The organism is [Roseibacterium] beibuensis, from assembly GCF_039542305.1.
Lineage (GTDB): Bacteria > Pseudomonadota > Alphaproteobacteria > Rhodobacterales > Rhodobacteraceae > Roseibacterium > Roseibacterium beibuensis.
In genome coordinates this window covers 599,548-622,529 of sequence record NZ_BAABHW010000001.1, presented here as the reverse complement: position 1 = coordinate 622,529, position 22,982 = coordinate 599,548, and the positions used below count along the sequence as shown (strand labels likewise).

At 65.4% G+C, this 22,982-nt stretch carries 22 protein-coding genes; 9 read left to right on the top strand and 13 right to left on the bottom strand.

The features are described from left to right. Positions 1 to 26 precede the first annotated feature (26 nt). Entirely contained in the window at positions 27 to 1,037 is a 1,011-nt protein-coding gene (gene choV, locus ABD923_RS03120) for a choline ABC transporter ATP-binding protein (protein ID WP_259546732.1), read from the bottom strand. After that, the gene (choW, locus tag ABD923_RS03115) at positions 1,034 to 1,990 is read right to left on the bottom strand and encodes a choline ABC transporter permease subunit (protein ID WP_259546733.1); all 957 of its coding nucleotides are present in this window, start codon (positions 1,988 to 1,990) and stop codon (positions 1,034 to 1,036) included. Before choW ends, choV begins: the two co-directional genes overlap by 4 nt. 77 nt (positions 1,991 to 2,067) lie before the next feature. Between choW and ABD923_RS03110 the strand changes: the two genes are divergently transcribed. Then, the gene (locus tag ABD923_RS03110; RefSeq protein ID WP_259546734.1) at positions 2,068 to 2,694 is read left to right on the top strand and encodes a glutathione S-transferase family protein; all 627 of its coding nucleotides are present in this window, start codon (positions 2,068 to 2,070) and stop codon (positions 2,692 to 2,694) included. Between the two features lie 11 nt (positions 2,695 to 2,705). On the opposite strand, the gene ABD923_RS03105 is transcribed toward ABD923_RS03110, so the two are convergent. Both ABD923_RS03105 and choX read right to left on the bottom strand, forming a co-directional pair. After that, on the bottom strand, positions 2,706 to 3,380 hold the full coding sequence (locus tag ABD923_RS03105; protein ID WP_405048272.1) for a DUF6946 family protein: 675 nt from the start codon (positions 3,378 to 3,380) through the stop codon (positions 2,706 to 2,708). Further along, on the bottom strand, positions 3,377 to 4,306 hold the full coding sequence (gene choX / locus ABD923_RS03100; RefSeq protein ID WP_259546736.1) for a choline ABC transporter substrate-binding protein: 930 nt from the start codon (positions 4,304 to 4,306) through the stop codon (positions 3,377 to 3,379). Before choX ends, ABD923_RS03105 begins: the two co-directional genes overlap by 4 nt. A 155-nt stretch (positions 4,307 to 4,461) precedes the next feature. On the opposite strand from choX, the gene betI reads away from it, so the two are divergent. Genes betI through betA form a run of 3 tightly spaced genes read left to right on the top strand, consistent with a single transcriptional unit; the run spans position 4,462 to position 8,182 of the window. Then, complete coding sequence (gene betI / locus ABD923_RS03095; RefSeq protein WP_259546737.1) at positions 4,462 to 5,049, top strand: transcriptional regulator BetI; 588 nt, start codon at positions 4,462 to 4,464, stop codon at positions 5,047 to 5,049. Continuing rightward, a complete protein-coding gene (gene betB, locus ABD923_RS03090) occupies positions 5,046 to 6,500 on the top strand; it encodes a betaine-aldehyde dehydrogenase (RefSeq protein WP_259546738.1) in 1,455 nt (484 codons plus the stop codon). Before betI ends, betB begins: the two co-directional genes overlap by 4 nt. Then, positions 6,500 to 8,182 carry a choline dehydrogenase gene (gene betA, locus ABD923_RS03085; protein WP_259546739.1) on the top strand — a complete coding sequence of 561 codons (1,683 nt, stop codon included), beginning with the start codon at positions 6,500 to 6,502 and terminating at the stop codon, positions 8,180 to 8,182. The genes betB and betA overlap by 1 nt, the downstream gene beginning before the upstream one ends. Before the next feature lie 4 nt (positions 8,183 to 8,186). Here the strand turns inward: betA and ABD923_RS03080 are convergent, their stop codons facing one another. The 3 genes from ABD923_RS03080 to ABD923_RS03070 are packed head-to-tail and all read right to left on the bottom strand — an operon-like array spanning position 8,187 to position 11,368. Beyond that, positions 8,187 to 9,413 carry a vWA domain-containing protein gene (locus tag ABD923_RS03080; protein WP_259546740.1) on the bottom strand — a complete coding sequence of 409 codons (1,227 nt, stop codon included), beginning with the start codon at positions 9,411 to 9,413 and terminating at the stop codon, positions 8,187 to 8,189. After that, positions 9,410 to 10,516: an AAA family ATPase gene (locus ABD923_RS03075; RefSeq protein ID WP_259546741.1), complete on the bottom strand. Its 1,107-nt coding sequence runs from the start codon at positions 10,514 to 10,516 to the stop codon at positions 9,410 to 9,412. Before ABD923_RS03075 ends, ABD923_RS03080 begins: the two co-directional genes overlap by 4 nt. A gap of 3 nt (positions 10,517 to 10,519) precedes the next feature. Continuing rightward, positions 10,520 to 11,368 (bottom strand): hypothetical protein, encoded by an 849-nt coding sequence (locus ABD923_RS03070; RefSeq protein ID WP_345229413.1) that lies wholly within the window; start codon positions 11,366 to 11,368, stop codon positions 10,520 to 10,522. Here ABD923_RS03070 and ABD923_RS03065 point away from each other — a divergent pair. The 5 genes from ABD923_RS03065 (at position 11,362) to ABD923_RS03045 (ending at position 16,342) form a co-directional block, all read left to right on the top strand. Continuing rightward, positions 11,362 to 12,741: a phosphohexomutase domain-containing protein gene (locus ABD923_RS03065; RefSeq protein WP_259546743.1), complete on the top strand. Its 1,380-nt coding sequence runs from the start codon at positions 11,362 to 11,364 to the stop codon at positions 12,739 to 12,741. The two genes, ABD923_RS03070 and ABD923_RS03065, sit on opposite strands and share 7 nt — an antisense overlap. Positions 12,742 to 12,944: 203 nt before the next feature. Next, positions 12,945 to 14,363, top strand: coding sequence for a dihydropyrimidinase (hydA, locus tag ABD923_RS03060; RefSeq protein WP_259546746.1), 1,419 nt, complete (start codon positions 12,945 to 12,947; stop codon positions 14,361 to 14,363). Then, entirely contained in the window at positions 14,360 to 14,758 is a 399-nt protein-coding gene (locus ABD923_RS03055) for a VOC family protein (RefSeq protein ID WP_259546748.1), read from the top strand. The genes hydA and ABD923_RS03055 overlap by 4 nt, the downstream gene beginning before the upstream one ends. Beyond that, positions 14,755 to 15,438, top strand: a complete 684-nt coding sequence (locus tag ABD923_RS03050) for an aspartate/glutamate racemase family protein (RefSeq protein WP_259546749.1) — start codon at positions 14,755 to 14,757, stop codon at positions 15,436 to 15,438. The genes ABD923_RS03055 and ABD923_RS03050 overlap by 4 nt, the downstream gene beginning before the upstream one ends. Beyond that, the gene (locus ABD923_RS03045) at positions 15,428 to 16,342 is read left to right on the top strand and encodes a dihydrodipicolinate synthase family protein (RefSeq protein WP_259546750.1); all 915 of its coding nucleotides are present in this window, start codon (positions 15,428 to 15,430) and stop codon (positions 16,340 to 16,342) included. The genes ABD923_RS03050 and ABD923_RS03045 overlap by 11 nt, the downstream gene beginning before the upstream one ends. A gap of 120 nt (positions 16,343 to 16,462) precedes the next feature. Here ABD923_RS03045 and ABD923_RS03040 read toward each other — a convergent pair whose 3' ends face one another. From ABD923_RS03040 to ABD923_RS03015, 6 genes are read right to left on the bottom strand one after another with little or no spacing between them, the layout of a single operon-like run. Further along, positions 16,463 to 17,704 (bottom strand): CoA transferase, encoded by a 1,242-nt coding sequence (locus ABD923_RS03040; protein WP_259547431.1) that lies wholly within the window; start codon positions 17,702 to 17,704, stop codon positions 16,463 to 16,465. Then, positions 17,701 to 18,579 (bottom strand): HTD2 family dehydratase, encoded by an 879-nt coding sequence (locus ABD923_RS03035; protein WP_259546751.1) that lies wholly within the window; start codon positions 18,577 to 18,579, stop codon positions 17,701 to 17,703. The genes ABD923_RS03040 and ABD923_RS03035 overlap by 4 nt, the downstream gene beginning before the upstream one ends. Continuing rightward, complete coding sequence (gene sucD / locus ABD923_RS03030; protein ID WP_259546752.1) at positions 18,576 to 19,472, bottom strand: succinate--CoA ligase subunit alpha; 897 nt, start codon at positions 19,470 to 19,472, stop codon at positions 18,576 to 18,578. Before sucD ends, ABD923_RS03035 begins: the two co-directional genes overlap by 4 nt. Positions 19,473 to 19,484: 12 nt before the next feature. Continuing rightward, positions 19,485 to 20,663, bottom strand: coding sequence for a malate--CoA ligase subunit beta (locus ABD923_RS03025; protein WP_259546753.1), 1,179 nt, complete (start codon positions 20,661 to 20,663; stop codon positions 19,485 to 19,487). Between the two features lie 42 nt (positions 20,664 to 20,705). Beyond that, positions 20,706 to 21,647: an HpcH/HpaI aldolase/citrate lyase family protein gene (locus tag ABD923_RS03020; protein ID WP_259546754.1), complete on the bottom strand. Its 942-nt coding sequence runs from the start codon at positions 21,645 to 21,647 to the stop codon at positions 20,706 to 20,708. Positions 21,648 to 21,671: 24 nt separating this feature from the next. Then, entirely contained in the window at positions 21,672 to 22,874 is a 1,203-nt protein-coding gene (locus ABD923_RS03015) for a pyridoxal-phosphate-dependent aminotransferase family protein (protein WP_259546755.1), read from the bottom strand. Between the last annotated feature and the right edge of the window lie 108 nt (positions 22,875 to 22,982).

The window sequence follows — 22,982 nt, the reverse complement described above, 5'->3', positions numbered from 1 at the left end:
GGCGACGCCGGAGGCGGCGCAACGGCTCAGTCACAAAGCCGGGCGACGACGCTTTCCGAGGTGACCCGCCCGATCGGCGTACCGGCGTCTTCCACGATCAATGCCGTTTCCCCCGCGGCCAACCGGTCCATCAGGTCGCGCACGGGCGTCTCGGCCCCCACGCGCGGCCCCTCGCCCGGGCCTGCCTCCATCACGTCGCGCGCGGTCAGGACCCCGAGCGGGTTCATGTTGGCGACGAACTCGGCCACGTAGTCACTGGCCGGGGCCGAGAAGATCTCGCGCGGGGTGCCGACCTGCACGATGCGCCCGCCCTCCAAGATCGCGATGCGATTGCCGATCTTGAACGCCTCGTCGAGGTCGTGGCTGACGAAAATGATCGTGCGTTTCAGGTCGCGCTGCAGGTCCAGCAACTCATCCTGCAATTTCGTGCGGATCAGCGGGTCGAGCGCCGAAAAGGGTTCGTCCATCAACAGGATGGGGGCGTCCGTGGCGAAGGCGCGGGCCAGACCCACGCGCTGCTGCATCCCGCCCGACAGCTCGCCCACCTTGCGCTCGGCCCAATCCGACAGGCCGACGAGGCTGAGTTGCCGGTCAACCGCCGCAGCCCGCGCGCTGGTGGACAGGCCGGCCAGTTCCAGGCCGAGCCCCACGTTCTCGCGCACCGTGCGCCAGGGCAGCAGGCCGAATTGCTGGAACACCATGGCCACCGTGTTTTGGCGCAACCGGCGCAGCGCCGCCCCCTTTGCCCCGGTCACGTTGACCATGCGCCCGTCGGCGGACACCTCCACCGATCCGCGCGCGACGGGGTTCAATCCGTTCACCGCCCTCAGCAGGGTCGATTTGCCGGACCCGGAAAGGCCCATGAGGACAAGGATCTCGCCCTCGGCCACCTCGAGAGAACAATCATGCACGCCCAGCACATGACCGGTTTCAGACTGGATCTCGGCCCGGCTTTGCCCCTCATCCGCCATCGCCAGTGCGGGCGCGGGATGGGGCCCGAACATGATGCAGACCTCGTTGAAGCGGACAGCGGTCATTTCGTGCGCACCCTCAAGAGACGATCCAGGATGATGGCCACCACCACGATGATGAAGCCGGATTCAAAGCCAAGCCCCGTATCGACGCGGTTGAGCGCGCGTACGACGGGCACGCCAAGGCCATCGGCCCCCACCAGCGCGGCGATCACGACCATCGAGAGCGACAGCATGATGGTCTGGTTCAGACCGGTCATGATCTGCGGCAAGGCATAGGGCAGCTCCACTTTCCACAACAACTGCCTTGGTGTTGCGCCAAAGGCCTGCCCCGCCTCAACCAGGGATTGCGGGGTGGACGAGATGCCCAGATGTGTCAGGCGGATCGGCGCGGGCAGCACGAAGATCACCGTCGCGATCAGGCCCGGCACCATGCCGATTCCGAAAAACACGATGGCCGGGATCAGATAGACGAAGGTCGGCAGCGTCTGCATCAAGTCCAGAACGGGCCGCATCCCGGCATAGAGGCGCGGTCGGTGGGCGGCTGCAATGCCGATGGGCACGCCCAACCCCATGCAGACCACGCAGGCCGACAGGACCAGCGTCAGGCTCTCGGTGGTTTCTTCCCAATAGCCTTGGTTCACGATGAACAGGAACCCGACCGCCACCAGCATCGGTACTTTCCAGCCCCGGTGAAGCCACCATGCGATCCCGGTCAGGATCGCGATGATCAGGATCGCATGCAGATCGGGCGGATACAGGTAAACTTCTTCACCACGCCCCACATCGCGGATCCAGCCGGTATTCGGCGGCTCCTGCAGCAGGGTCAGGATTGCCTCGATCATCAGGTCGAGGAAATCCGAGATCCAGTCGAACACCGCTGAACCGTTCGCTTGCAGCCAGTCGAACCCGGCCTCGGCCGCGTCCCCGATGCGGATCTTGCACTCGGTCAGGTATCCAAGCGGCCCTAACCCCTCGGTATCCTCGGGTGTCTCGCACTCCGTCACCCAGCTCAGCATCCGGCGGTGTCCTTTTGTCTTGTCGCGCCCCGGTCAAAGGGCGCAGGCTGAGGCCAGTCCAGCCCGGAGGTGTCTTTATGTCCGACCTTACGCTCTACACGCATCCCATGTCGCGCGGGCGTATCGCCCGCTGGATGATGGAGGAAGCCGCCCTGCCCTACGAGGTCAAGGTCATGCGCTATGGGGACGAGATGAAGTCGCGCGAATACCGGGCGATCAACCCCATGGGCAAGGTGCCCACGCTGATCGACCGGGGCATGGTGATTACCGAGGTCGCCGCGATCTGCGCCCATATGGCCGATCTCGCGCCGCAGGCGGGGCTCGCGCCTCCGCCGGGAACGCCCGAGCGCGGAGCCTACTATCGCTGGCTTTTCTTCGGCGCGGGCGCCGTGGACCCGGCGGTCAGCGTCGCCTCGCTGGAAGTGGAAACCGACGACCCGCAGATTTACCGGCGCGTCGGCTGGGGCAGCCTGACGGCGGTGGCGGCGACGCTGGAACACCTGCTGGAAGACGGTCGAAAACATATCCTGGGAGAAGCCTTTTCGGCAGTCGATGTTTATCTCGGCAGCCAGATCGCCTGGGGCTTGCAGTTCGGAACCCTGCCCGAACGCCCCGGTTTCGCAGAGTACGTGGCCCGCATCACGAACCGTCCGGCCGCCAAGCGCGCCGTCGAACTGGATGACGCACTGCTGGATGAGGTGTAGGGCAACGGACATTACGTGCCTGCCCCTGTCAGGTCGGCCAGAAATATTCCGTCGCCCTTGGCCCATCCCAAGCGCAGAACGAGTCCGTCCGGCAAGGCCACGTCCCCGGCCTCAGCCGCCCCCAGGTCGAGACCAAGGGCGGCGGCGAAAGCCTGGAAATCCGGCAACCAGTGGAAACTCTGGCTGAAGGAATGCACGATCATTCCGGCGACGGGGCGGCGAAACCGGCGCGCTTCGACGATGGCCGCCGCACAGCGATGAAAAAGCTGGTAGCGCAAAGTCGGATCTGGCGCGTCCAGACCAAGCCAACCGGCGATAGTGTCTATCCTTTCCAGCTTGTTCAGCGACGGCGTCTCACCCAGCCACTCTCCGATAGTGGGACCGAAGGGTTCGGCAACCTTGGCCTCGACCGCGACGGCCATGTCGCGGCCATCCGCATGGACCAGCGCGAAGACATCACATTGCGAGGGGAAACCTTTTCCCGGCATCGGCACCTTGTGCTCGACCAACGCCAGTTGAAGCTCTGTTTGATCGCCGCAAAGGGCCGCGACCTCAGGCGGAAAGCCGGCCTCCCAGCATTGGGCAGCGGCCATGGCAGAGTACCCCGCGCGCCATTGCTTCGCGGGATCAGCCAGAAGGGCCCGCCAATCGGCAGGCCCTTCGGTTGCGCGGTAAATTTGCCTCAAAGGCCGAGCGCCTCGCTGACGGCTGCTGCTGCATCGCCGCCGTCGATCGTGGTCACGCCGTCGAGCCAGCCCATCACGAGGTCGGGATTGCCGGCCATCCACGCACGCGCGGCGTCGGACGGGTCCTCTCCATCGTTCAGGATCGCGCCCATGATCTCGTTTTCCATGGCCAGCGTGAACTGGAGGTTGTTCAGCAGCGCGCCCACGTTCGGGCATTCCTCGACATAACCGGCACGGGTGTTCGTATAGACGGTCGCGCCCCCCAGGTCGGGGCCGAACCAGTCGTCACCACCCGTCAGGTAGGTCATCTCGAAATTTGCGTTCATCGGATGGGGCTCCCAGCCGAGGAAGATGATCGGCTCATCGCGATCATTGGCGCGCGCGACCTGCGCCAGCATGCCCTGCTCCGAGCTTTCGACCACCTCGAACTCGGCATCCCCGAGGCCAAAGGCGTTGGCCTCGATCATGTCCATGATCAGGCGGTTGCCGTCATTCCCGGGCTCGATCCCGTAGATCTCGGCGTCGAGGGCCTCGACCGCACCCGCGATGTCGGCGAAATCCCCGATCCCGAGGGCGGCGCCCGCCGCGTTGGTGGCCAGCGTGTATTTCGCCCCTTCGAGGTTGGCGCGGACCGTGTCGACGGTGCCGGCCTCCCGATAGGGCGCGATGTCTGCCTCCATCGTCGGCATCCAGTTGCCAAGGAAGATGTCCACATCCCCTTCGGCCAGCGAGGTGTAGGTGACGGGCACCGACAGGACCAGCGTCTCGGTCTCGTAGCCCAACGCCTCCAGCACGACGGTCGTGGCCGCCGTGGTGGCGGTGATGTCGGTCCAGCCCACGTCGGAGAAGGTGACGCTGTCGCAGTCGGCCATGGCCGGGGCGGCGACCAGCGCGGCAATGGCGGTGGCGGTGGTGAGGCGGATCATTTGGAACACTCCCTTGTGTTTTTGTTCGTTTCGTCTTTCCGGCGCGGAGTTGACCACCCGCTTGGCATCGGTGCAAGCGGCACATCCGGATTTTTATTGATTGATGAGTCAATCAAAACGCCTTAGGTCCGTGATTGCAAGCAATTGGTGAGAAAATGCCTAAAATCGGAATGGAAGCGATCCGGCGAGAGGAACTGGTGGACGCCGCGATCCACGAGATCGGTGAACGCGGATCGTTGAATGTCACGGTCGGCCAGATCGCGAAGCGCGCAGGCGTGTCGCCGGCGCTGGCGTTCCATTATTTCAAGGGCAAGGACCAGATGTTCCTTGCGGCGATGCGCTCGATCCTGACGGTCTACGGGGCCGAGGTGCGCGGCGCCCTTGTCGCCGCGAAACGGCCCGAAGACCGGTTGGAAGCGTTGATCCGCGCAAGTTTCGGCCCCTCGAACTTTCGGCACGAAGTGGTCGCTGCATGGCTGAATTTCTACGTTCTGGCGCTGACCGACGCCGGTGCGCGCCGTCTCCTGACGGTCTATCAGCGCCGACTGCGGTCGAACCTTGTCCATGAACTGCGCCCGCGCGCGGGCGATCGCGCCCCCGCAATCGCCGAACGACTCGTGGGGCTGATCGACGGGCTCTACCTGCACGCCGCGCTGGATACGGGCGACACCGACGGCAAGGCCGCCGCCGAACAGGTTTTGGCCGCCCTCGCCTGCGACTTGAAACAAAGGGACACCGAATGATCGAGATGCAACCGAACGCCAGCCATTTCATCAACGGCGCCTATGTCGAGGACGAGGGCGGGGCCGAGATCGCCCTGACCTACCCCGCGACCGGGGAGAAGACAGGCCGCGTCTTTGCCGCCCGTCCCGACATGGTGGCCAAAGCGGTGCGCGCGGCGGAAGCCGCCCTGCCCGTATGGTCGGCCATGACAGGCGCCGAGCGCGGGCGCATCCTGACACGCGCGGCGCAGATCATCCGCGAGCGGAACCGGGACCTGAGCATTCTGGAAACGCTCGACACGGGCAAACCCCTGTCCGAAACGCTGGTGGCCGATGCGGCCAGCGGGGCGGATTGCCTCGAATATTTCGGCGGCATGGCGGCGACGATCACCGGCGAAACGGTGCAACTCGGTGCCGATTTCGCCTACACGATCCGCGAACCGCTGGGGGTCTGCGCGGGGATCGGGGCATGGAACTATCCGATCCAGATTGCCTGCTGGAAGGCCGCCCCGGCGCTCGCCTGCGGCAACACGATGGTCTTCAAGCCCTCCGAGGAAACGCCGCTGACGGCGCTCAAACTGGCGGAAATCCTTGTGGAGGCCGGCGCGCCGCCTGGCGTGTTCAATGTGATCCAGGGCGCGGGCGAGACTGGCGCGGCGCTGGTCGATGATCCGCGCGTCGCCAAGGTCTCGCTCACCGGGTCGGTGCCCACGGGCCGCAAGGTTTACGAGGCGGCAGCGCGCGACCTGAAACACGTGACGATGGAATTGGGCGGCAAATCGCCCCTGATCATTTTCGACGACGCGAATGTCGAGGATGCCGTCTCGGCCGCGATCAACGCGAATTTCTACTCGACCGGGCAGATCTGTTCGAACGGCACGCGGGTGTTCGTGCAAACCGGCATCAAACAGGCGTTCCTGACGCGGCTGGCCGAACGCACGGGCTCCGCCGTCATCGGCGACCCGATGGACGAAGCCACGCATCTTGGCCCGATGGTCAGCGAGGGGCAGCGCGGGATCGTGCTGAACTATATCGCCAAGGGGCTGGAGAACGGCGCGCGGCTCATCACGGGCGGCAAGTCCATCGACGGTCCGGGATACTTCATCGAGCCCACCGTTTTCGCCGACGTCACCGACGACATGGCCATCGCGCGCGAGGAAATCTTCGGCCCGGTCATGTCGGTCCTCGACTTCGAGACCGAGGAAGACGTGACGCGCCGCGCGAATGACACGGAATTCGGGCTGGCGGCGGGCGTCTTCACCCGCGACCTCGCCCGCGCGCATCGCATGGTCCGCGCCCTTCAGGCCGGAACATGCTGGATCAACCAATACAACCTCACACCCATCGAGATGCCCTTCGGCGGGGTCAAGGCCAGCGGCATCGGGCGCGAAAACGCCCGCGCCGCGATCGAGGCCTATAGCCAGCCGAAATCCGTCTATGTGGGTCTGAGTGCGGTGGAGGCGCCGTTCTGATGGAAGCCGATTACATCGTCGTCGGCGCGGGCTCTGCCGGGTGCGCCATCGCCTATCGCCTGGCCGAGGCGGGCAAACGCGTGATCGTTCTGGAACATGGAGGCACCGATGCGGGGCCGTTCATCAAGATGCCCGCCGCGCTGTCTTACCCGATGAACATGCCGCGCTATGACTGGGGCTACCAGACCGAGCCCGAGCCACATATGGGCGGGCGCCGCATGGCCTGTCCGCGCGGCAAGGTGATCGGGGGGTCCTCGTCGATCAACGGGATGATCTATGTGCGCGGCCATGCGCGCGACTATGACACCTGGGCCGAGATGGGGGCGCAGGGATGGTCCTATGCCGATGTGCTTCCTTACTTCCGGCGGATGGAGCATTGGCACGGCGACGATGGGTGCGGCACGTGGCGTGGCACGGATGGCCCCCTTCACATCACGCGCGGACGGCGCGACAACCCGCTCTTCGAAGCCTTCATCGAGGCCGGATCGCAAGCAGGCTATGGCCGGACCGAAGACTATAACGGCCACAGGCAAGAAGGGTTTGGCGCCTTCGAGATGACGATCTGGAAGGGGCAGCGCTGGTCGGCGGCGGATGCCTACCTGAAACCTGCCCTCAAGCGCGAAAATTGCAGCCTTGTCCGTGGTTTGGTGGAGCGCGTTCACATCGAAAACGGCCGCGCCACAGGCGTCTGGATCAGGCGCGGCGGCGGCGAAGCAGACCTGATCCGCGCCCGCGCCGAAGTGGTCTTGTCGGCCGGGGCGATCAACTCTCCCAAACTGCTGATGCTGTCCGGCATCGGCCCGGCGCAGCACCTTGTGCAACATGGCCTTCCCGTTGTGGTCGACCGCGCGGGCGTTGGACAGAACCTGCAAGACCACCTCGAGCTTTACATCCAGTATGCCGCCAAACAGCCCGTCTCGCTGGCCCCTTACTGGAGCCTTTGGGGCAAGGCGCTGGTGGGCACGCAATGGGTGCTGACCCGCTCGGGCCTCGGCGCGTCGAACCAGTTCGAGGCTTGCGGCTTCATCCGCTCGCGCGCGGGGATCGACTATCCCGATATCCAGTTCCATTTCCTGCCCATCGCCGTGCGCTATGACGGCTCGGTCAGTGCCTCTGGCCACGGGTTCCAGGCGCATGTCGGGCCGATGCGATCAAAAAGCCGGGGGCGCGTGGCGCTGACCTCCTCCGACCCGGCGGCGGCGCCGTCGATCCTGTTCAACTACATGAGCCACGAGGAAGATTGGCACGATTTCCGCAAGGCGATCCGGCTCACGCGCGAGATTTTCCAGCAGCCCGCCATGCAGGCCTATGCGGGCGATGAATTGCTGCCGGGCGCGGATTTGGCCAGCGACGACGCGCTTGACGACGTGATCCGCGAACACGCCGAAAGCGCCTATCACCCCTCGGGCACCTGCCGGATGGGGCAGCGCAATGATCCCGCGGCGGTGGTCGACCCGGAAAACCGTGTCATCGGGGTGGACGGCCTGCGGCTGGCCGACAGTTCGATCTTTCCGCAAGTGACCAACGGCAACACCAATGCGCCCTCGATCATGGTCGGAGAGAAGGCCGCGGATCATATCCTTGGCCGCGACCCCCTGCCCCGCGACAACCGTGGTCCGTGGATCGCCCCGGATTGGGAGCAGGCCCAGCGCGAGACGCCGCTGCCCACTGCCGCGCAGTAGGGCCTCAGCCCACCCCGATCCGCAGCACGCGACCGAAGGGCGGATCGTCAACCGGCCCCATACCCGGTACGGCCCAGAGCACAGGGTAAGCCGGCGCCGGGCCAAAAGGCGCATCGAGGTCGGTCAGCATCACGAGGATCGATGGCGAAAGCCGTGTCGCGCACTCCAGGACCGGGACGAAATCGGTTCCCCCACCGGTGCGCAGGGGCATGTCATGCAGGTCGCGCCATGACCCGGAGTCGAGACGGCGGGTCTCGAACACCTCTTCGTCGAAGGCCAGCAGATGCGCCTCGGCCCCGGTACGGCGGGTGATCCCCTCGGCCTCGGACAGGAACAACGACAGGGTCAGCGGATCAATCGAACTGGAGGTATCCAGCCCGATGGCGATGCGCGGGCGGGTGTCGAGCCGGGCCATCCCCGGCTGGTAGGCCGGGTCAGGCGTGCCGGCGGCCTGCGCTTGGGCGGTCATGGCAATCCATCGTGCTGCGGGGCGGCGGTGGCTGAGATGCGGGCGATGGATAAGCGCGCGGGACAGGATGCCACGCAAGTGCACCTCCCACGGCACGGAGGGCGGCGAGATATCGGCCAGCACGGCACCCAGGCGGCCAATTCCCGTTCCCGCCTTGCGCCCCGCCTCCATCGCGCGCAGCAGCTGGTTGCGCCAATCGGCGGTTTTCTGTCGCTCGCCCTCGGGGTCGGGTTCGCCCACCTCGACATCCTGCGCGAAGCCACGCGTCACGCCGAATTCCCGTGCCTTCTCTGCGCGTTTCGGGTCGCTGTGCAGGAACATAGCCAACCGGTCTGCATCCCAATCCGCCAAGGCCGCAATCGGGGAACGGGCTGGTTCGCCGATCTCGTCCAGCAGGTCGGTCAGGGTCACGGCCGGACGCGGCAAAGCATGTCCGGCCAGCAGTAGGGTCTCGTTGATGATCCCATCCGCGGCGAGGCCGAAGAGCGAACCGTCGAACCGCGCGCCAAGGCGTTCGGCCAACCCCGCCTGCCGATCGGAATGGCGCAGCGCCACGTGCAGCACATGGTGGGCCGCAAGCCCCACTGCCTCCTGCAAAGGCAGGCTGTCGAAGCCGGGGCCATAGAGGATCGTGTCGCGCTGGGTGCGCGTGGCCCCCGTGCCGTCGCGGTGCCGGCACCAGAGCGACAGAACCGCCAGTGCAGGGTCAACCTCACCGAGATGGGCGAGTGCGGTGGCGGCGCGGGTGGAATGGATGCTCACGGCAAGCCCGCCGCCTCGCGCGCGCGGGCGTAATCGGCATAGGCGTCGGAGGTGGCAAAGGCCTCTTGCCAGCCATTTTCGATCGCCTTGGAAATCAGCATCTCGAACCCGAAACTGGTCAGTTCCGACAGCGGCAAGGCGCGATGAGACGGGTCCGACAGGCCGCGCATATCTGCAAGGATCTCGATCGCGGCGGGCATGGTCTGGACGTTTGCCGCGCCGGTCAACCCGTAGATCAGGGCCGTCAGCCCGTGGAGCGTTGACGGATAGAGAGCACCGCGTTTCCCGCGCGGCGTATCCAGCATTTCAGCGACGTGGACCGAGGCTTCGATCTCGTCGGCGATGAGGGCGAATTCGGCGGCGGCCGCCTCCCCCACGGTGCCCGCGACCATGACCTGCCGGGTCATGCGGTCGGGCACGGCCTGCATGATCTGGCTGACTCGCGCCCAACTGCGCGGCGTGCACGCGATGGTCTGACCCCGGCGCAACGCGTCTTCGGTCGTTTCCAACAGGTCGGGGCGCGCGCGCAGAAAGGCCGCGACGGCGGGGTGAATACCAGCGGACGCGGCGTAGTTTCTCAGCCAATCTTCGGCTTCGGCCTGCACGATCAGGTGGATCAACCGATCCGACAGCGCGGTGCCCATGTCGTAGGCGATGGCCCCGTCCTCGACCATGTTGCCCGCCGCGACGATGAAAACGCTATCGGGAAGCCGGTGGCGACCGACGCGGCGTTCCTGCAACAATCCGTAAACCGTGGGCTGCAACGTCGGCGCGGCGGCGGTGAGTTCGTCGAGGAACAGGATCGCCGGGCGCTCGGGATCGTCCGGCAAATCCTCGGGGCGATACCAGACGGTGCGTCCGGCCTCGTGATCGTAGAACGGCAGGCCGCGCAGGTCCTGCGGCTCGATCGTGGTCAGGCGCAGGTCGAAAAGTTCAGCGTCCATTTCCCGGGCAAGGCCCTGCACGATCTCGGTTTTTCCAACGCCGGGGCGGCCATGCAGCATCCAGCTGCTGGTCAGCGCCCCTGTCGCCTGCGCCTCCCACGCCGCGCGCAGAACGTGCAACGCTTCACCGGCGGAGACCGCACTTGCATTCACCGCCATGGCTCAGGCCTCCGCCGGTTCGGGCTGATTTTCGGCGCGCTTGTCGATCCAGGCCGCAAGCCGTGCATGGGCCGACACGCCCCGCGCCTCGATCCTCACTTCGCGGATCATCTGCCCGTCGCGGAGGTTGGCCTGGTGCAGCATTTTCTCCGTCAGGTCCGGCCCGAAAAGATCGCGTTCGATCAACTTGCGCTCCTCCGGATCGAGGTCCAGCACATGGGGGCCTGGATGCGCCGATTGAACCGACACCAGGGTCAGCGGCGGCACGCGGGCCAGTTCGGATTGCTCGACCACCAACGCCAATTCCCCCTCTGCCATGTCTCGGCGCGCCGCGATCTTGCGCAGCACCGCCCTGCCCCGAAAGACGAGCGTGTCCAAACGGCGCGCGGCTTCATCCTCACTCATCAACCGTTCCCGTCCGCGGTCGGACAAGCGCAGCACCTTCAACTCGACCACGCCAATCAGAAGAACCATCGCAAGCGGCGCCTGCGTCACGGGCAACGCCATGCGCGAGGATGAAAAGGCCAGCAAAATGAAAGGGATGAGCGCCGCAAAATATCGCAAGAGCTGCATTTCAACCAGCAGACGCAGCCACAAACCGATGCCGGCGCGACGCGGCACCAATGCCACGCGTCCGAAAAATTTCTTCGGCAAGGATCGTGTTTCCAACACGCCGGCATTGCGCAAGGTGTCGTGGGTAACCACCAGCATTGGCGTCCTCTTCACAGTGTCTGCTGCAAAGCCTAGCGTAAAACACACAAGGTCCAAGGCCTTCGGGTGGTTTGTAGCTGCCAGCTTGGGTATACCGCTTGTGACGCTTGTTCCCTCAGGAAGGATCCGACCCCATGGCATTCGACGCGCTGACCCTGACCTGCTTCAAGGCGTATGACATTCGCGGACGGCTTGGCGACGAATTGAACGAGGACATCGCCTATCGCATCGGCCGCGCCTTTGCCGAGGTTCTGGGGGCGAAACGCGTGGTGATCGGGCGTGACGTGCGCCCGACCTCGGAAAGCCTCGCCAACGCGGTGGCGCGCGGCCTGATGGCCTGCGGTGTCGAGGTGCTGGACCTTGGGCTGTCCGGGACGGAAGAGACGTATTTCGCCACGACCCATCTGGGCGCGGATGGCGGCATCTGCGTGACCGCATCGCACAATCCCATGGATTACAATGGCATGAAGATGGTGCGCGCCGGATCCGCACCGATCGGAAAGGCCGACGGCATGGCCGAGATCCAGGCGCTGGCCGAGTCGGGGGGCTTCGCCGCCGAGGTCGGGGGCGGTCGTGTTGTGGATGCATCGGACACGCGCGCCGCCTACGTGGAAAAACTGCTGGAGTTCGTCGAGATCGACGCCCTCAAGCCGCTGAAAATCCTCGTGAACGCTGGCAATGGCGCGGCTGGCCCGAGTTTCGACGCCTTGGCCGAGGGGTTGGCGGCGGCCGGATCGCCGCTGCAATTCGTGCGGATGCATCACGAGCCGGATGGCCGTTTTCCAAATGGCATCCCGAACCCGCTGCTCGATGAAAACCAGCCTGTGACCGCCGACGCGGTCGTGGCCGAAAGCGCGGATATGGGCGTGGCTTGGGACGGTGACTTCGACCGGTGTTTCTTCTTCGATCACGAAGGCGGCTTTATCCCCGGTGAGTATGTCGTCGCCCTGCTGGCCGAGGCGTTCCTCGCCAAGGAGGCAGGTGCCAAGATCATTCACGATCCGCGTATCATCTGGGCGACGCAGGCGGTCGTGTCCAAGATGGGTGGCGAGGCGATCCAGTCGCAATGCGGCCACTCCAACATCAAGCAGGTCATGCGCGACACCGGTGCGGTCTATGGCGGCGAAATGTCGGCCCATCACTATTTCCGCGATTTCATGGCCTGCGACAGTGGCATGATCCCGTGGCTTCTGGTTGCCGAACTGGTCAGTCGCCGGGGCGAGAGCCTCAAGGACCTCGTGGCGGAATTGCGCAGCTCCTACCCGTCCTCGGGCGAACGGAATTTCCGCGTGGACGACGCGAAGGCGATGATCGCCAAGATCGACGCGGAATACGGCCCCAAGGCCGACGCGCGCGACGAGACTGATGGGCTGAGCCTGAGCTTCGGTGATTGGCGGTTCAATCTGCGCGCATCCAACACCGAACCCCTGCTGCGGTTGAACATCGAGTCCAAGGCGGATGCCGCCCTCGTTCAGGAAAAACTGGCGGAGATGCAGGCCCTGATCGCTGGCTGACCCGGTTCTGTGGATATCCTGTGGATAGATCGGGTTTGAATCACGATTCCCGATCAATCCGCTGCCCCCGGCCTGATAGAGGCGTGAATTGTGGAATCCGCTTTTGAGCGGATGCCTCGTTATTCAATCCGGATGCATGCCGGTCCGGCCTTGCTCGCGCCCGCGCCCTGCCCCATGCTCGCCGCAAAACATACGGGACCTGCATGGGCTATGATCTGATAATTCGCGGCGGCCACGTGATAACCGCCTCCGGGCAGTTCCACGCCGATATCGCCGTATCGCAGGGGCGCATCGCGGCAATCGGACAGACCCTCGGCGACGCGATTGACGTTGTCGACGCGGGCGGTCTGATCATCACCCCCGGTGGCGTCGACCCCCATTGCCATATCGAGCAGGTGTCCGGCATGGGCCTGATGAATGCCGACACGTTCGAGACGGCAACCCGCTCGGCCGCGATGGGCGGGACAACCAGCGTCATTTCCTTCGCCGCGCAAGCCAAGGGTCAACGCCTGTCCGAGGCGGCTGCCGATTACGCGGCCCGGGCCAAGCGCGGCGCCGCGATTGACCACGCGTTTCACCTGATCATTGCCGACGCCACCGTGCCCAACCTCGAGGCCGACCTGCGCGAGTTGATCGCCGCCGGGCACAGGTCGCTCAAGATCTTCACCACCTACAATATCGGTCTTGGCAATGCCGAGATCCTGCGCGTGTTGCACATCGCCCGCGAGGCCGGCGCCCTGACCTGCATCCATGCCGAAAACGACGCGATCATCGCCGCGGCGCGCGACCGGCTCCTGTCCGAGGGGCGCACGCGCCCCATCGACCACGCGGCGTCCCGCCCCCGGTCCGCCGAAATCGAAGCCGTCGCGCGCATGTGTCGCCTCGCCGAGGACGCCCGGGCCCCGGTGATGATCTTTCATGTCTCAACAACCGAAGCCGCCGCCGAGATCCGCGCCGCCCGCGCGCGCGGCGCCCCGGTCTGGGCGGAAACCTGCCCCCATTACCTGTTCCAGACCGAGGACATCCTCGACAAGCCGGGGATCGAAGGCGCGAAATGGATGTGCTCTCCGCCGCAGCGCACGACCCGCGATCAGGACGCCCTCTGGCACGCGCTCGCGCTTGGCGATCTGCAACTCGTCTCCTCCGATCACGCCCCCTACCGCTTCGATGAAACCGGCAAGCTGTCAAACGGCGCCGACGCCCCCTTCCCTGCCATCGCCAACGGCATGCCGGGCTTGGAGTTGCGCCAGCCATTGATGTTCGACGCGATGGTCAAAAAAGGGCGCCTGGGTCCAGAGGCCTTCGTGGCCCTGACCGCCACCCTGCCCGCGCGCCTCTATGGCTTTGCTCGAAAGGGTGACATCGCGCCCGGCATGGATGCCGACCTCGTGCTGTGGGATCCCGGTCGCGAGGTGACCTACGGCGCGAACGACCTGCATGACAACGTCGGCTACAATCCCTGCGAAGGCGTCACGGTCCGTGGCTGGCCCGTGCGCACGATCCTGCGCGGCCGAACCATCATGCAGGACGGCACCTATCTCGGCGAACCGGGTACAGGGGCCTGGATTCCGCGCCCCGCCATCGGCACCCGCCCCGCCGACATCACCGGAGCCCACACATGACCATTCCCCGCCCCGACAGCCCGAACGAATTGGCGATCACGTTCCTCTACTATCGCGATCTTGCACGGGCCGAGGCCTTCTATCGCGACGTGATGGGCTTTCCCCTCGTCATCGACCAAGGCGGCCTGGCCAAGATCATGCGCATCTGTGACGGCGCCCATGTCGGTCTCGTGGACGAGGCGCATGGCATGCACACATGGGCCGAAACGCGCCCCGTACAGCTTTGCGTGCGCGTGCCCGATGTCGACGCCTGGTACGCGTATATCGAAGCGCAGGGCGTGGAGAGCCTGTCTCGCATGTTCGTCAACGACAAGATCGGCATCCGCGCCTTCGTCTTCGACGACCCGGAAGGCTACCAACTGGAAATCCAGCAAGCCACGCGGGCCGATGCATGAGCCGATTATTCATCATCAATCCGAATTCATCGGAAACCGTAACACAAGGGATCGACCACGCCGTCACGCCCTTGCGCGCCCTGGGTGTGACGATCGAATGCCTGACCTTGGCCGAGGGCCCGCCGGGCATCGAAACGCAGGCCCAGGCTGACGAGGTCGTCACGCCCCTGTTGCGCCTTGCCGCGGACCTGGAGGACGACGCCGCAGGCTTCGTCATCGCCTGTTTCGGCGACCCAGGTCTTCACGCCCTGCGGGATCGGACAGCCAAGCCGGTGCTCGGAATCCAGGAATGCGCGGTGATGACGGCGCTGACCTTGGGCCAGCGCTTTGGCGTCATCGCGATCCTTCCGGCCTCCATTCCAAGGCATTTGCGCGCTTTCGGCGCGATGGGCGTCACCAACCGGCTCGCCGGGGACCGCGCCTTGGGCCTCGGCGTGGCCGCGCTGGCCGATGAAGACGCAACGCTTGCCCGGATGATCGAGGTCGGCGGCCTGTTGCGCGACACCGATGGCGCCGACGTGCTGATCATGGGCTGCGCCGGCATGGCGCGGTTCCGCGCGCCCCTGGAACACGCCCTCGGGATGCCGGTGGTCGAACCCTGCCAAGCCGCAACCGCCACGGCCATCGGGCGCATCGCGCTGAACCAAAGCCACAAGATCAGAGACTCTCATGCTGGATGAAACTGCAAAAGGCGTCTTCACGATCGCCGTCACCCCGTTCCTGCCCGACGGGGCGCTCGATCTCGACAGCATCGACCGCATGGTCGCCTTCTACGAAGAGAAGGGCGCAACCGGCCTAACCATTCTCGGCATGATGGGCGAGGCCGGGAAACTGTCGGCGGAGGAGTCCGTCGCGGTCGTGCGCCGCGTCATCGCGCAAGCCAGCGTGCCCATCGTGGTGGGCGTATCGGCGCCGGGCCTCGCCGCGATCAAGGCGCTGTCAGAGACCGCGATGGACGAAGGTGCGGCGGGCGTGATGGTGGCCCCGCCCTCCAGCCTGCGCACCGACGACCAGATCACCGGCTATTTCCGCAACGTCTCCGAAGTGCTGGGAACGACGCCTTGGGTCTTGCAGGATTTTCCGCTGGCCACCGGCGTGCAGATGTCGCCCAGGGTCTGCCTGCAGATCTTCGCCGAGAACCCGACCTGCGTGATGCTGAAGCACGAGGATTGGCCAGGTCTCGAAAAGATCACGACGCTCCGCCATGCCCAGGCCGATGGCGCGCGGCGCGTCTCCATCCTGTGCGGAAACGGCGCACAGTTCCTGCCCGAAGAGATGCTGCGCGGGGCCGATGGCGCCATGACCGGCTTTGCCTACCCCGAACTGATGGCCGAGGTGGTGCGGCTGATGACCGAAGGCAAGGTCGAGGCCGCGCGCGACCTGTTCGACATTTACCTGCCACTCATCCGCTACGAAAGCCAACCCGGCCTCGGCCTTGCCATCCGCAAATACACGCTGGCCAAACGCGGCGCGATCGCCCATGCCACAGCGCGGAAACCGGCCCCGACCCTCTCCTCCGAGGCCATCGCAGAGATCGAGACGCTGATCGCCCGGCAAGAGGCCAGGTTGGCCGCGCGATCCTGACCCCATCTTTATCCTTCAAATATGCAAGAGCGCGGCACGCGCGACAGCGGTGCAAGGGGCTCGATGCCCCTTGCACCGCTCGCCCGGGCGACGGCAAAGCCGGCGCAAACCCTCAAGCTGTCAGGACGCCATCTGCACCTGGCTTTTCGCGGCCTGCTGCACGATCCCGGCATCGAACAGCGACGCGATCTCGGCATCCGGCAGCCGCGCCACGTCTCCAAGGATCGCCTCGGTATGCTCCCCCAGAACCGGCGCGGGACGCGGGGCCTCGCGCGGATCGGAGGAAAAGGCGAAGGGCGTGCCGGGGACCTTGTAGGATCCGATACCGGGTTGCGCGATCCGGCTGAACATCGGGTTGTCCAGCGACAGGTCAGGGTCTTCGGCAACCGCGCGCTGAAAATCACGGAAGACCGACCATGTCACGCCGGCTTCGTCGAAATGCGTCGCGAAATCAGACAGCTTGCGCGCGGCAAACCACGGGCGCAGCACCTCGGTGATCGCGTGACGGTGGCGGAACCGCGCCCCCTCGTCGCGGAGGCTTTCCCCCAGCCGTTTCTCCAGTGAGGCCATCTCGTCGGTGGTACCCGTGACATTCATCAGCCCGTACCATTGCCGGTCAGTCAGGCCGATCACCATCACGCGTTCACCATCGGCGCAGAGAAAATCCTGACCATACGCGCCATAGAGCGCATTGCCCGACTTCGGGCGCGAGGTGCCATTCACCTCGACCTCGCCGATGATGCCCAGATGACCCAGCATCGCTGCCGCCACGTCCTTCAAGGACAGGTCCACCGCGCTGCCTTGTCCGGTACGCAGCCGCTTGCGTTCCGCCGCGAGCAGACCGGACACCACCATGTTGCCCGCGATGCAGTCCCAGGCCGGCAGCGCGTGCGCCACCGGCTCGGTCGATCCCTCGGGGCCGGTCGCATCCGGGAACCCGATGGCCGGGTTCACGGTGTAATCCACCGCCGGGCGCCCATGGCGATCCCCCATCAGCGTGACCATGCACAGGTCGGGGCGGCGCTTAGAGAGGGTTTCGTAATCCATCCAGCCCTGAACCCGCAGGTTGGTGATGAACAGGCCCGCATCCTCACCCGGGGCGGTGATGATCTCGGTGATGATTTCGCGGCCGCGCGGGTGCTTCATGTCGATCGCGATCGACCGCTTTCCCTTGTTCAGACCGGCCCAGAACAGGCTCTGCCCGTCGCGGGTCACCGGCCAGCGCCCGGCATCGAGCCCGCCCTGCAGCCGGTCGAAGCGGATTACGTCCGCCCCCATCTGCGCCAGTGTCATGCCGGCCAGCGGAACCGCGACAAAGGCCGAGCCTTCGACCACGCGCATACCATCGAGAATGCCCATCAGTCCCACTCCGCCGTTGCTTGCATGCCCAAATAGCCCTCGGGCGTGGCCGTCCCCAAATCCATCGACTTGCCACCGGGCGCGAGACGCCCTTGCAGCCGCAAATCATGGCTGTGGAACATCGGATGCACACCACGGAAACGAAAGCGCTTGGGCGGCTCGCCCACATGGCGCTTGGCGGCTTCCATCAGCATGATCGCCTGCATCGGCCCATGCGTGACAAGGGCCGGGTATTTCTCGACCTCGCGCGCATAGGGCAGGTCGTAATGGATGCGATGCGCGTTGTAAGTCGCTGCCGAAAAACGGAAAAGCCGCGCCTCGTTGATCGGCACGGTTTCGTCGAAATCCCGCTTTTCCAACTCGGGAACGCGTTTTGGCGCTTTGAATTCGTCCGGGATGTGAAGGTAGACGATATCCTGTTCTTCCTCGACGAAACTGCCGGTCTCGCCCTCGATCTGGTGGGAAACGGTCACGAACACCATGTCGCCGGTGCCGCCCGATTTGGGCGTCACCGATTTGATCGTGGACAGGCGGCGCAGCCGTTCGCCCACCCTCAGAGACCCGAAGAAACTGAGCTTACCCGCCGCCCACATGCGGCGCTTGAAGGCCAGCGGCGGCAGGAAGTCGCCCAGTTTCGGGTGCCCGTCTTCGCCCAGTTGGCTGAGAGGGACGAATTCGGGGAAAGCCGCCCAATGCCAGAGCCTTGGCATCAGGCAGCCGCGCCGCACATCCCGCCTGAGCGAGAGCGGATGCGACACCGCCGCGCTCATCATGCCCGCCAGTTCGGGCGTCAGGCTGCCCCAGCGTTCCTCGGTACGGCCGACCCAATCTTCGGCCTCGCGCATCGCCACCATCGGAAAAGTCTCCACCCGGCTCATGCGGCCGCCTTCTCACCTAGAACGCTGGCCATGGTGTCGCCCATGACCGATGGGTTCGGCGCCACGGTGATCCCGGCCTCTTGCAGGATCTCGACCTTTTCCTGCGCGCTTTCGCCGAAGGCCGAGATGATCGCGCCCGCGTGGCCCATCTTGCGGCCCTTGGGGGCAGAGAGTCCAGCCACATAGGCCACGACCGGCTTGGTCATGTGCTCGCGGACATATTGCGCGGCGTCTGCCTCCTGCGGGCCACCGATCTCGCCGATCATCATCACGGCATCGGTTTCCGGGTCGGCCTCGAACAGTTCGAGGATGTCGCGGAAGGACGAGCCGTTGATCGGGTCGCCGCCGATCCCGATGGAGGACGAGATGCCGATGCCAAGCGCCGACATCTGGCTGGCGGCCTCGTACCCCAGGGTGCCCGAGCGGCCGACGATGCCCACGCGACCGGGCTTGTAGATATGCGGCGGCATGATCCCCATGAAGCCTTTGCCCGGGCTGATGATGCCGGCGCAGTTCGGCCCGATCAGGCGCATCTTCTGGTCATCCGGGAAATGGCGCAGGAAGCGTTTGACCTTCATCATGTCCTGCGCGGGCAGGCCATCGCTGACGCAGACGCAGGTCTTGATGCCCGCATCGGCGGCTTCCATCATCGCGTCGGCGGCGAAGGGGGGCGGCACGAAGAGAAGCGAGGCCTCGGCGCCGGTCGCTTCGACCGCCTCGCGCACGGTGTTGAACTGCGGACGGTTGAGGACGGTGGTGCCCCCTTTGCCCGGCGTCACACCAGCCACGACATTCGTGCCTGCGTCGATCATTTCCTGGGTGTGGAACTGTCCGATCCGACCGGTCATGCCCTGAACGAGGACACGGGTGGTTTCGTCGATGAGAATGGCCATGGTCCTGTCTCCTTATTCGGCGGCGATGGGGTTCGGGCGGGCGGCGACGGCGGCCTCTGCGGCCCCGGCCAACGTGTCGGCCGAGATGAGCGGCAGGCCCGAGTTTTCGATGATCTGACGACCTTCCTCGACATTGGTGCCCGAGAGGCGCACCACGACGGGGATGGTCAGCCCGACTTCCTCGTAGGCCTGCACCACCCCTTTCGCGATCCAGTCGCACCGGTTGATGCCTGCGAAGATGTTGACGAGGATGACCTCGACATTCGGGTCGGTCAGCACCGTGCGAAACGCCGTGACGACCCGTTCGGGGCTGGCCCCGCCCCCGATATCGAGGAAGTTTGCCGGCTCGCCACCCGCAAGCTTGATCATGTCCATCGTCGCCATGGCGAGGCCGGCGCCGTTGATGATGCAGCCGATATCGCCGTCGAGGCCGACATAGGCGAGGCCATTGTCAGCGGCCATGGCCTCGCGGGCATCCTCCTGGCCGGTATCGCGCAGCGCCTCGACCTGCGGCCGGCGATAAAGCGCGTTGGTGTCGAAGCTCATTTTCGCATCGAGCGCGACCAGGTCGCCCGTCCCGGTGATGGCCAGCGGGTTCACCTCGACCATCATGGCGTCGAGATCGCGATAGGCGCGGTAGCAGGCGCGCAGCATCGTCACCATCTGGCCGATCTGCTTGCCCTTGAGACCCAGCTTGAACGCCAGTTCGCGGGCCTGGTATTCGATCAGGCCGGTGGCCGGGTCGATGACCATGCGCACAAGGCTGTCGGGGTCGGAATGGGCGAGGTCTTCGATCGCCATGCCGCCATGGGCGGAGGCCACGATCATGATCCGCTCGGTTTTCCGGTCGAGCACGAAGCCGAGATAAAGCTCCTGCGCGATATCGGTCGCTTCCTCGACCCAGAGGCGATAGACGCCTTTGCCCGCCGCGCCGGTCTGCTTGGTCACAAGTTGTTTGCCCAGAAGCGACTGGGCATAGTCGCGGATCTCGGCCTCGGACCGGCAGACCTTCACGCCACCGGCTTCGCCGCGCCCGCCCGAATGGATCTGTGCCTTCACCACCCAGGCCTCGCCGCCCAACTGGCGCGCCTGGTAGGCCGCCTGCTCGGGCGAGTAGGCAAGGCCGCCGCGCGGCACGGGAACGCCGAACCCCGCAAGGATTTCCTTGGCTTGGTACTCGTGAATATCCATCTCTCTTCCCTCCGGTCTGTGCGCGAATGCGCCTTCCGTTCCTTACGCCTTGGCCGCGATGGCCTTGGCCATGTCGATCACGTTGCGCGCCATCTTCTCGCTGGCGGCGTCGATCATCTTGCCGTCGAGGCTGGCGGCGCCGCGCCCCTCGGCCTCGGCTTTCTTGAGCTCCTCGATGATCCGTTCGGCGCGGGTCACCTCTGCCTCGGGCGGGCTGAAGACCTCGTTGGCCAGTTCGATCTGGCTGGGGTGGATCGCCCATTTGCCCTCGCACCCCAGCGCGGCGGCGCGGCGCGCGCCGTCCTTGTAGCCCTCGGGGTCGCTGAAATCGCCGAAGGGGCCGTCCACGGCGCGCAGGCCGTAGGCGCGGCAGGCGATGACCATGCGCGTGATCGAGGCATGCCACTGGTCGCCGGGGTAGTCGGGGTTCAACCCGCCAATGTTGACCGTGCGGGCCCGCATCGAGGCGGCGTAATCGGCGACGCCGAAATGCAGGCATTCAAGGCGACCGCCGAACTGCGCGATGGCCTCGACATTGGCCATGCCAAGCGCGGTTTCGATCAGCGCCTCAAGCCCCACGCGCTTTTCCTGACCGCGCGCTTGTTCGATCTGGTTGACCATCGCCTCGACCATGTAGAGGTCGGCGGGCACGCCCACCTTGGGCACCAGCAGCGTATCGACCCGGTCGCCCGCCTGCTCCATGATGTCGACCACGTCGCGGTACATGTAATGGGTGTCGAGCCCGTTGATGCGAACACTGACCGTCTTGCCCTTGGCGGCCCAGTCAATGTCATTGAGCAACTGCACCGCGTTCTTGCGCGCCTGTTCCTTTTCAGGCGGGGCGACGGCATCTTCCAGATCGAGGAAAACAACGTCGGCGGCGCTTTCGGCGGCCTTCTCGACCATGGAGGGGTTCGAGGCCGGCACGGCCAATTCGGAACGATGAAGCCGTTGCCGCCGCAGCGGATGAAGCGTGTGGGACACGATTTTCTTCCTTTTTACAGTTTGTTACTCAGCCGCGATGCGCAGCTTGGGCTGGAGATGGGCCACCCCGGTGAAATGTCGCTGAGCCTCGGCCACGCCGGCCCCCATCGGGATCTGCGCACCGGCCCGAACCAGGGCCATCTCGGCGATGGACAGTGCCGTCAGGCACATTCCTTCGTTCAGATCGCCAAGGTGACCGATGCGGAACACCTTGCCCGACAAACGCCCGAGGCCCGAACCGAAACTGGCATTCATCTCCTCATAGGCGATGCGGATCACCTCGGTCGCATCCACGCCAACCGGCGTGCGAATGGCCGACACCGTGTTCGAGTAGAGCGAGGGGTGTTCGGCCACCAGGTCCAGGCCCCAGGCGTGAACACCGCGGCGGATGCCCTCGGCCAGGCGCGCGTGCCGCGCGATGACCTCGTCCAGACCCTCGGCAAAGATTCGGTCGAGCGCGGCGCGCAGGCCATGAAGCAGCGGCGTCGGCGGCGTGTAGGGGAAGTATCCGCCCGCGTTCATCGCCCGCATGTCCCCGAATTCGAAATAGGCGCGGCGCATGGTCGAGGTTTTGGCCGCGTCCATCGCCTTCTCGCTGACGGCGAGGACACCCAGGCCCGCCGGGCACATCAGGCCCTTCTGGCTACCGGTAACGGCGAGATCGACACCCCAATCCTCCATGCGGAAATCGATCGAGCCGATGGAACTGACCCCATCGACGAACAGCAGCGCGTCGTGGAAAGAGGCATCAAGCACGCGGCGCACGGCGGCGATGTCGGAGGTGACGCCGGTCGCGGTCTCGTTATGGGTGACGAAGACGGCTTTGATTTCGTCCTTGGTGTCCGCACCGAGAATACGCTCGAACTCGGCCACCGGAACACCGGCGCCCCAGGCCACGTCGATCACCTGTACATCGAGGCCAAGGCGTTCCGCCATCTGCACCCAAAGCGTCGAGAACTGCCCGTAGCGGGCCATCAGAACCTTGTCGCCCGGGTTCAGCGTGTTGGTGATCGCCGCTTCCCATGCCGCGCTGCCCGAGCCGGGAAACAGGAACACCTCGCCCGTCCGCATGCGGAACACCTGCTTGAGGTCTTCGAACAGTCCGATGGTCAGATCCCCGAAATCGGGCGCCCGCATGTCCTGCTGCGCCACGTTCATGGCGCGGCGCACATCATCCGGCACGTTGGTCGGGCCGGGAATGAAGAGATGGGTCTGACCGATTTTCATGGGCTGAGTCCTTTTCGCCTTTGGCTTGAGACGACGTTTGCCCATTTTGCGAGCGCGAGTGAAATCATTCCGGGTCGCGCTGTAAACGCGAGATTTTACATGCTACAA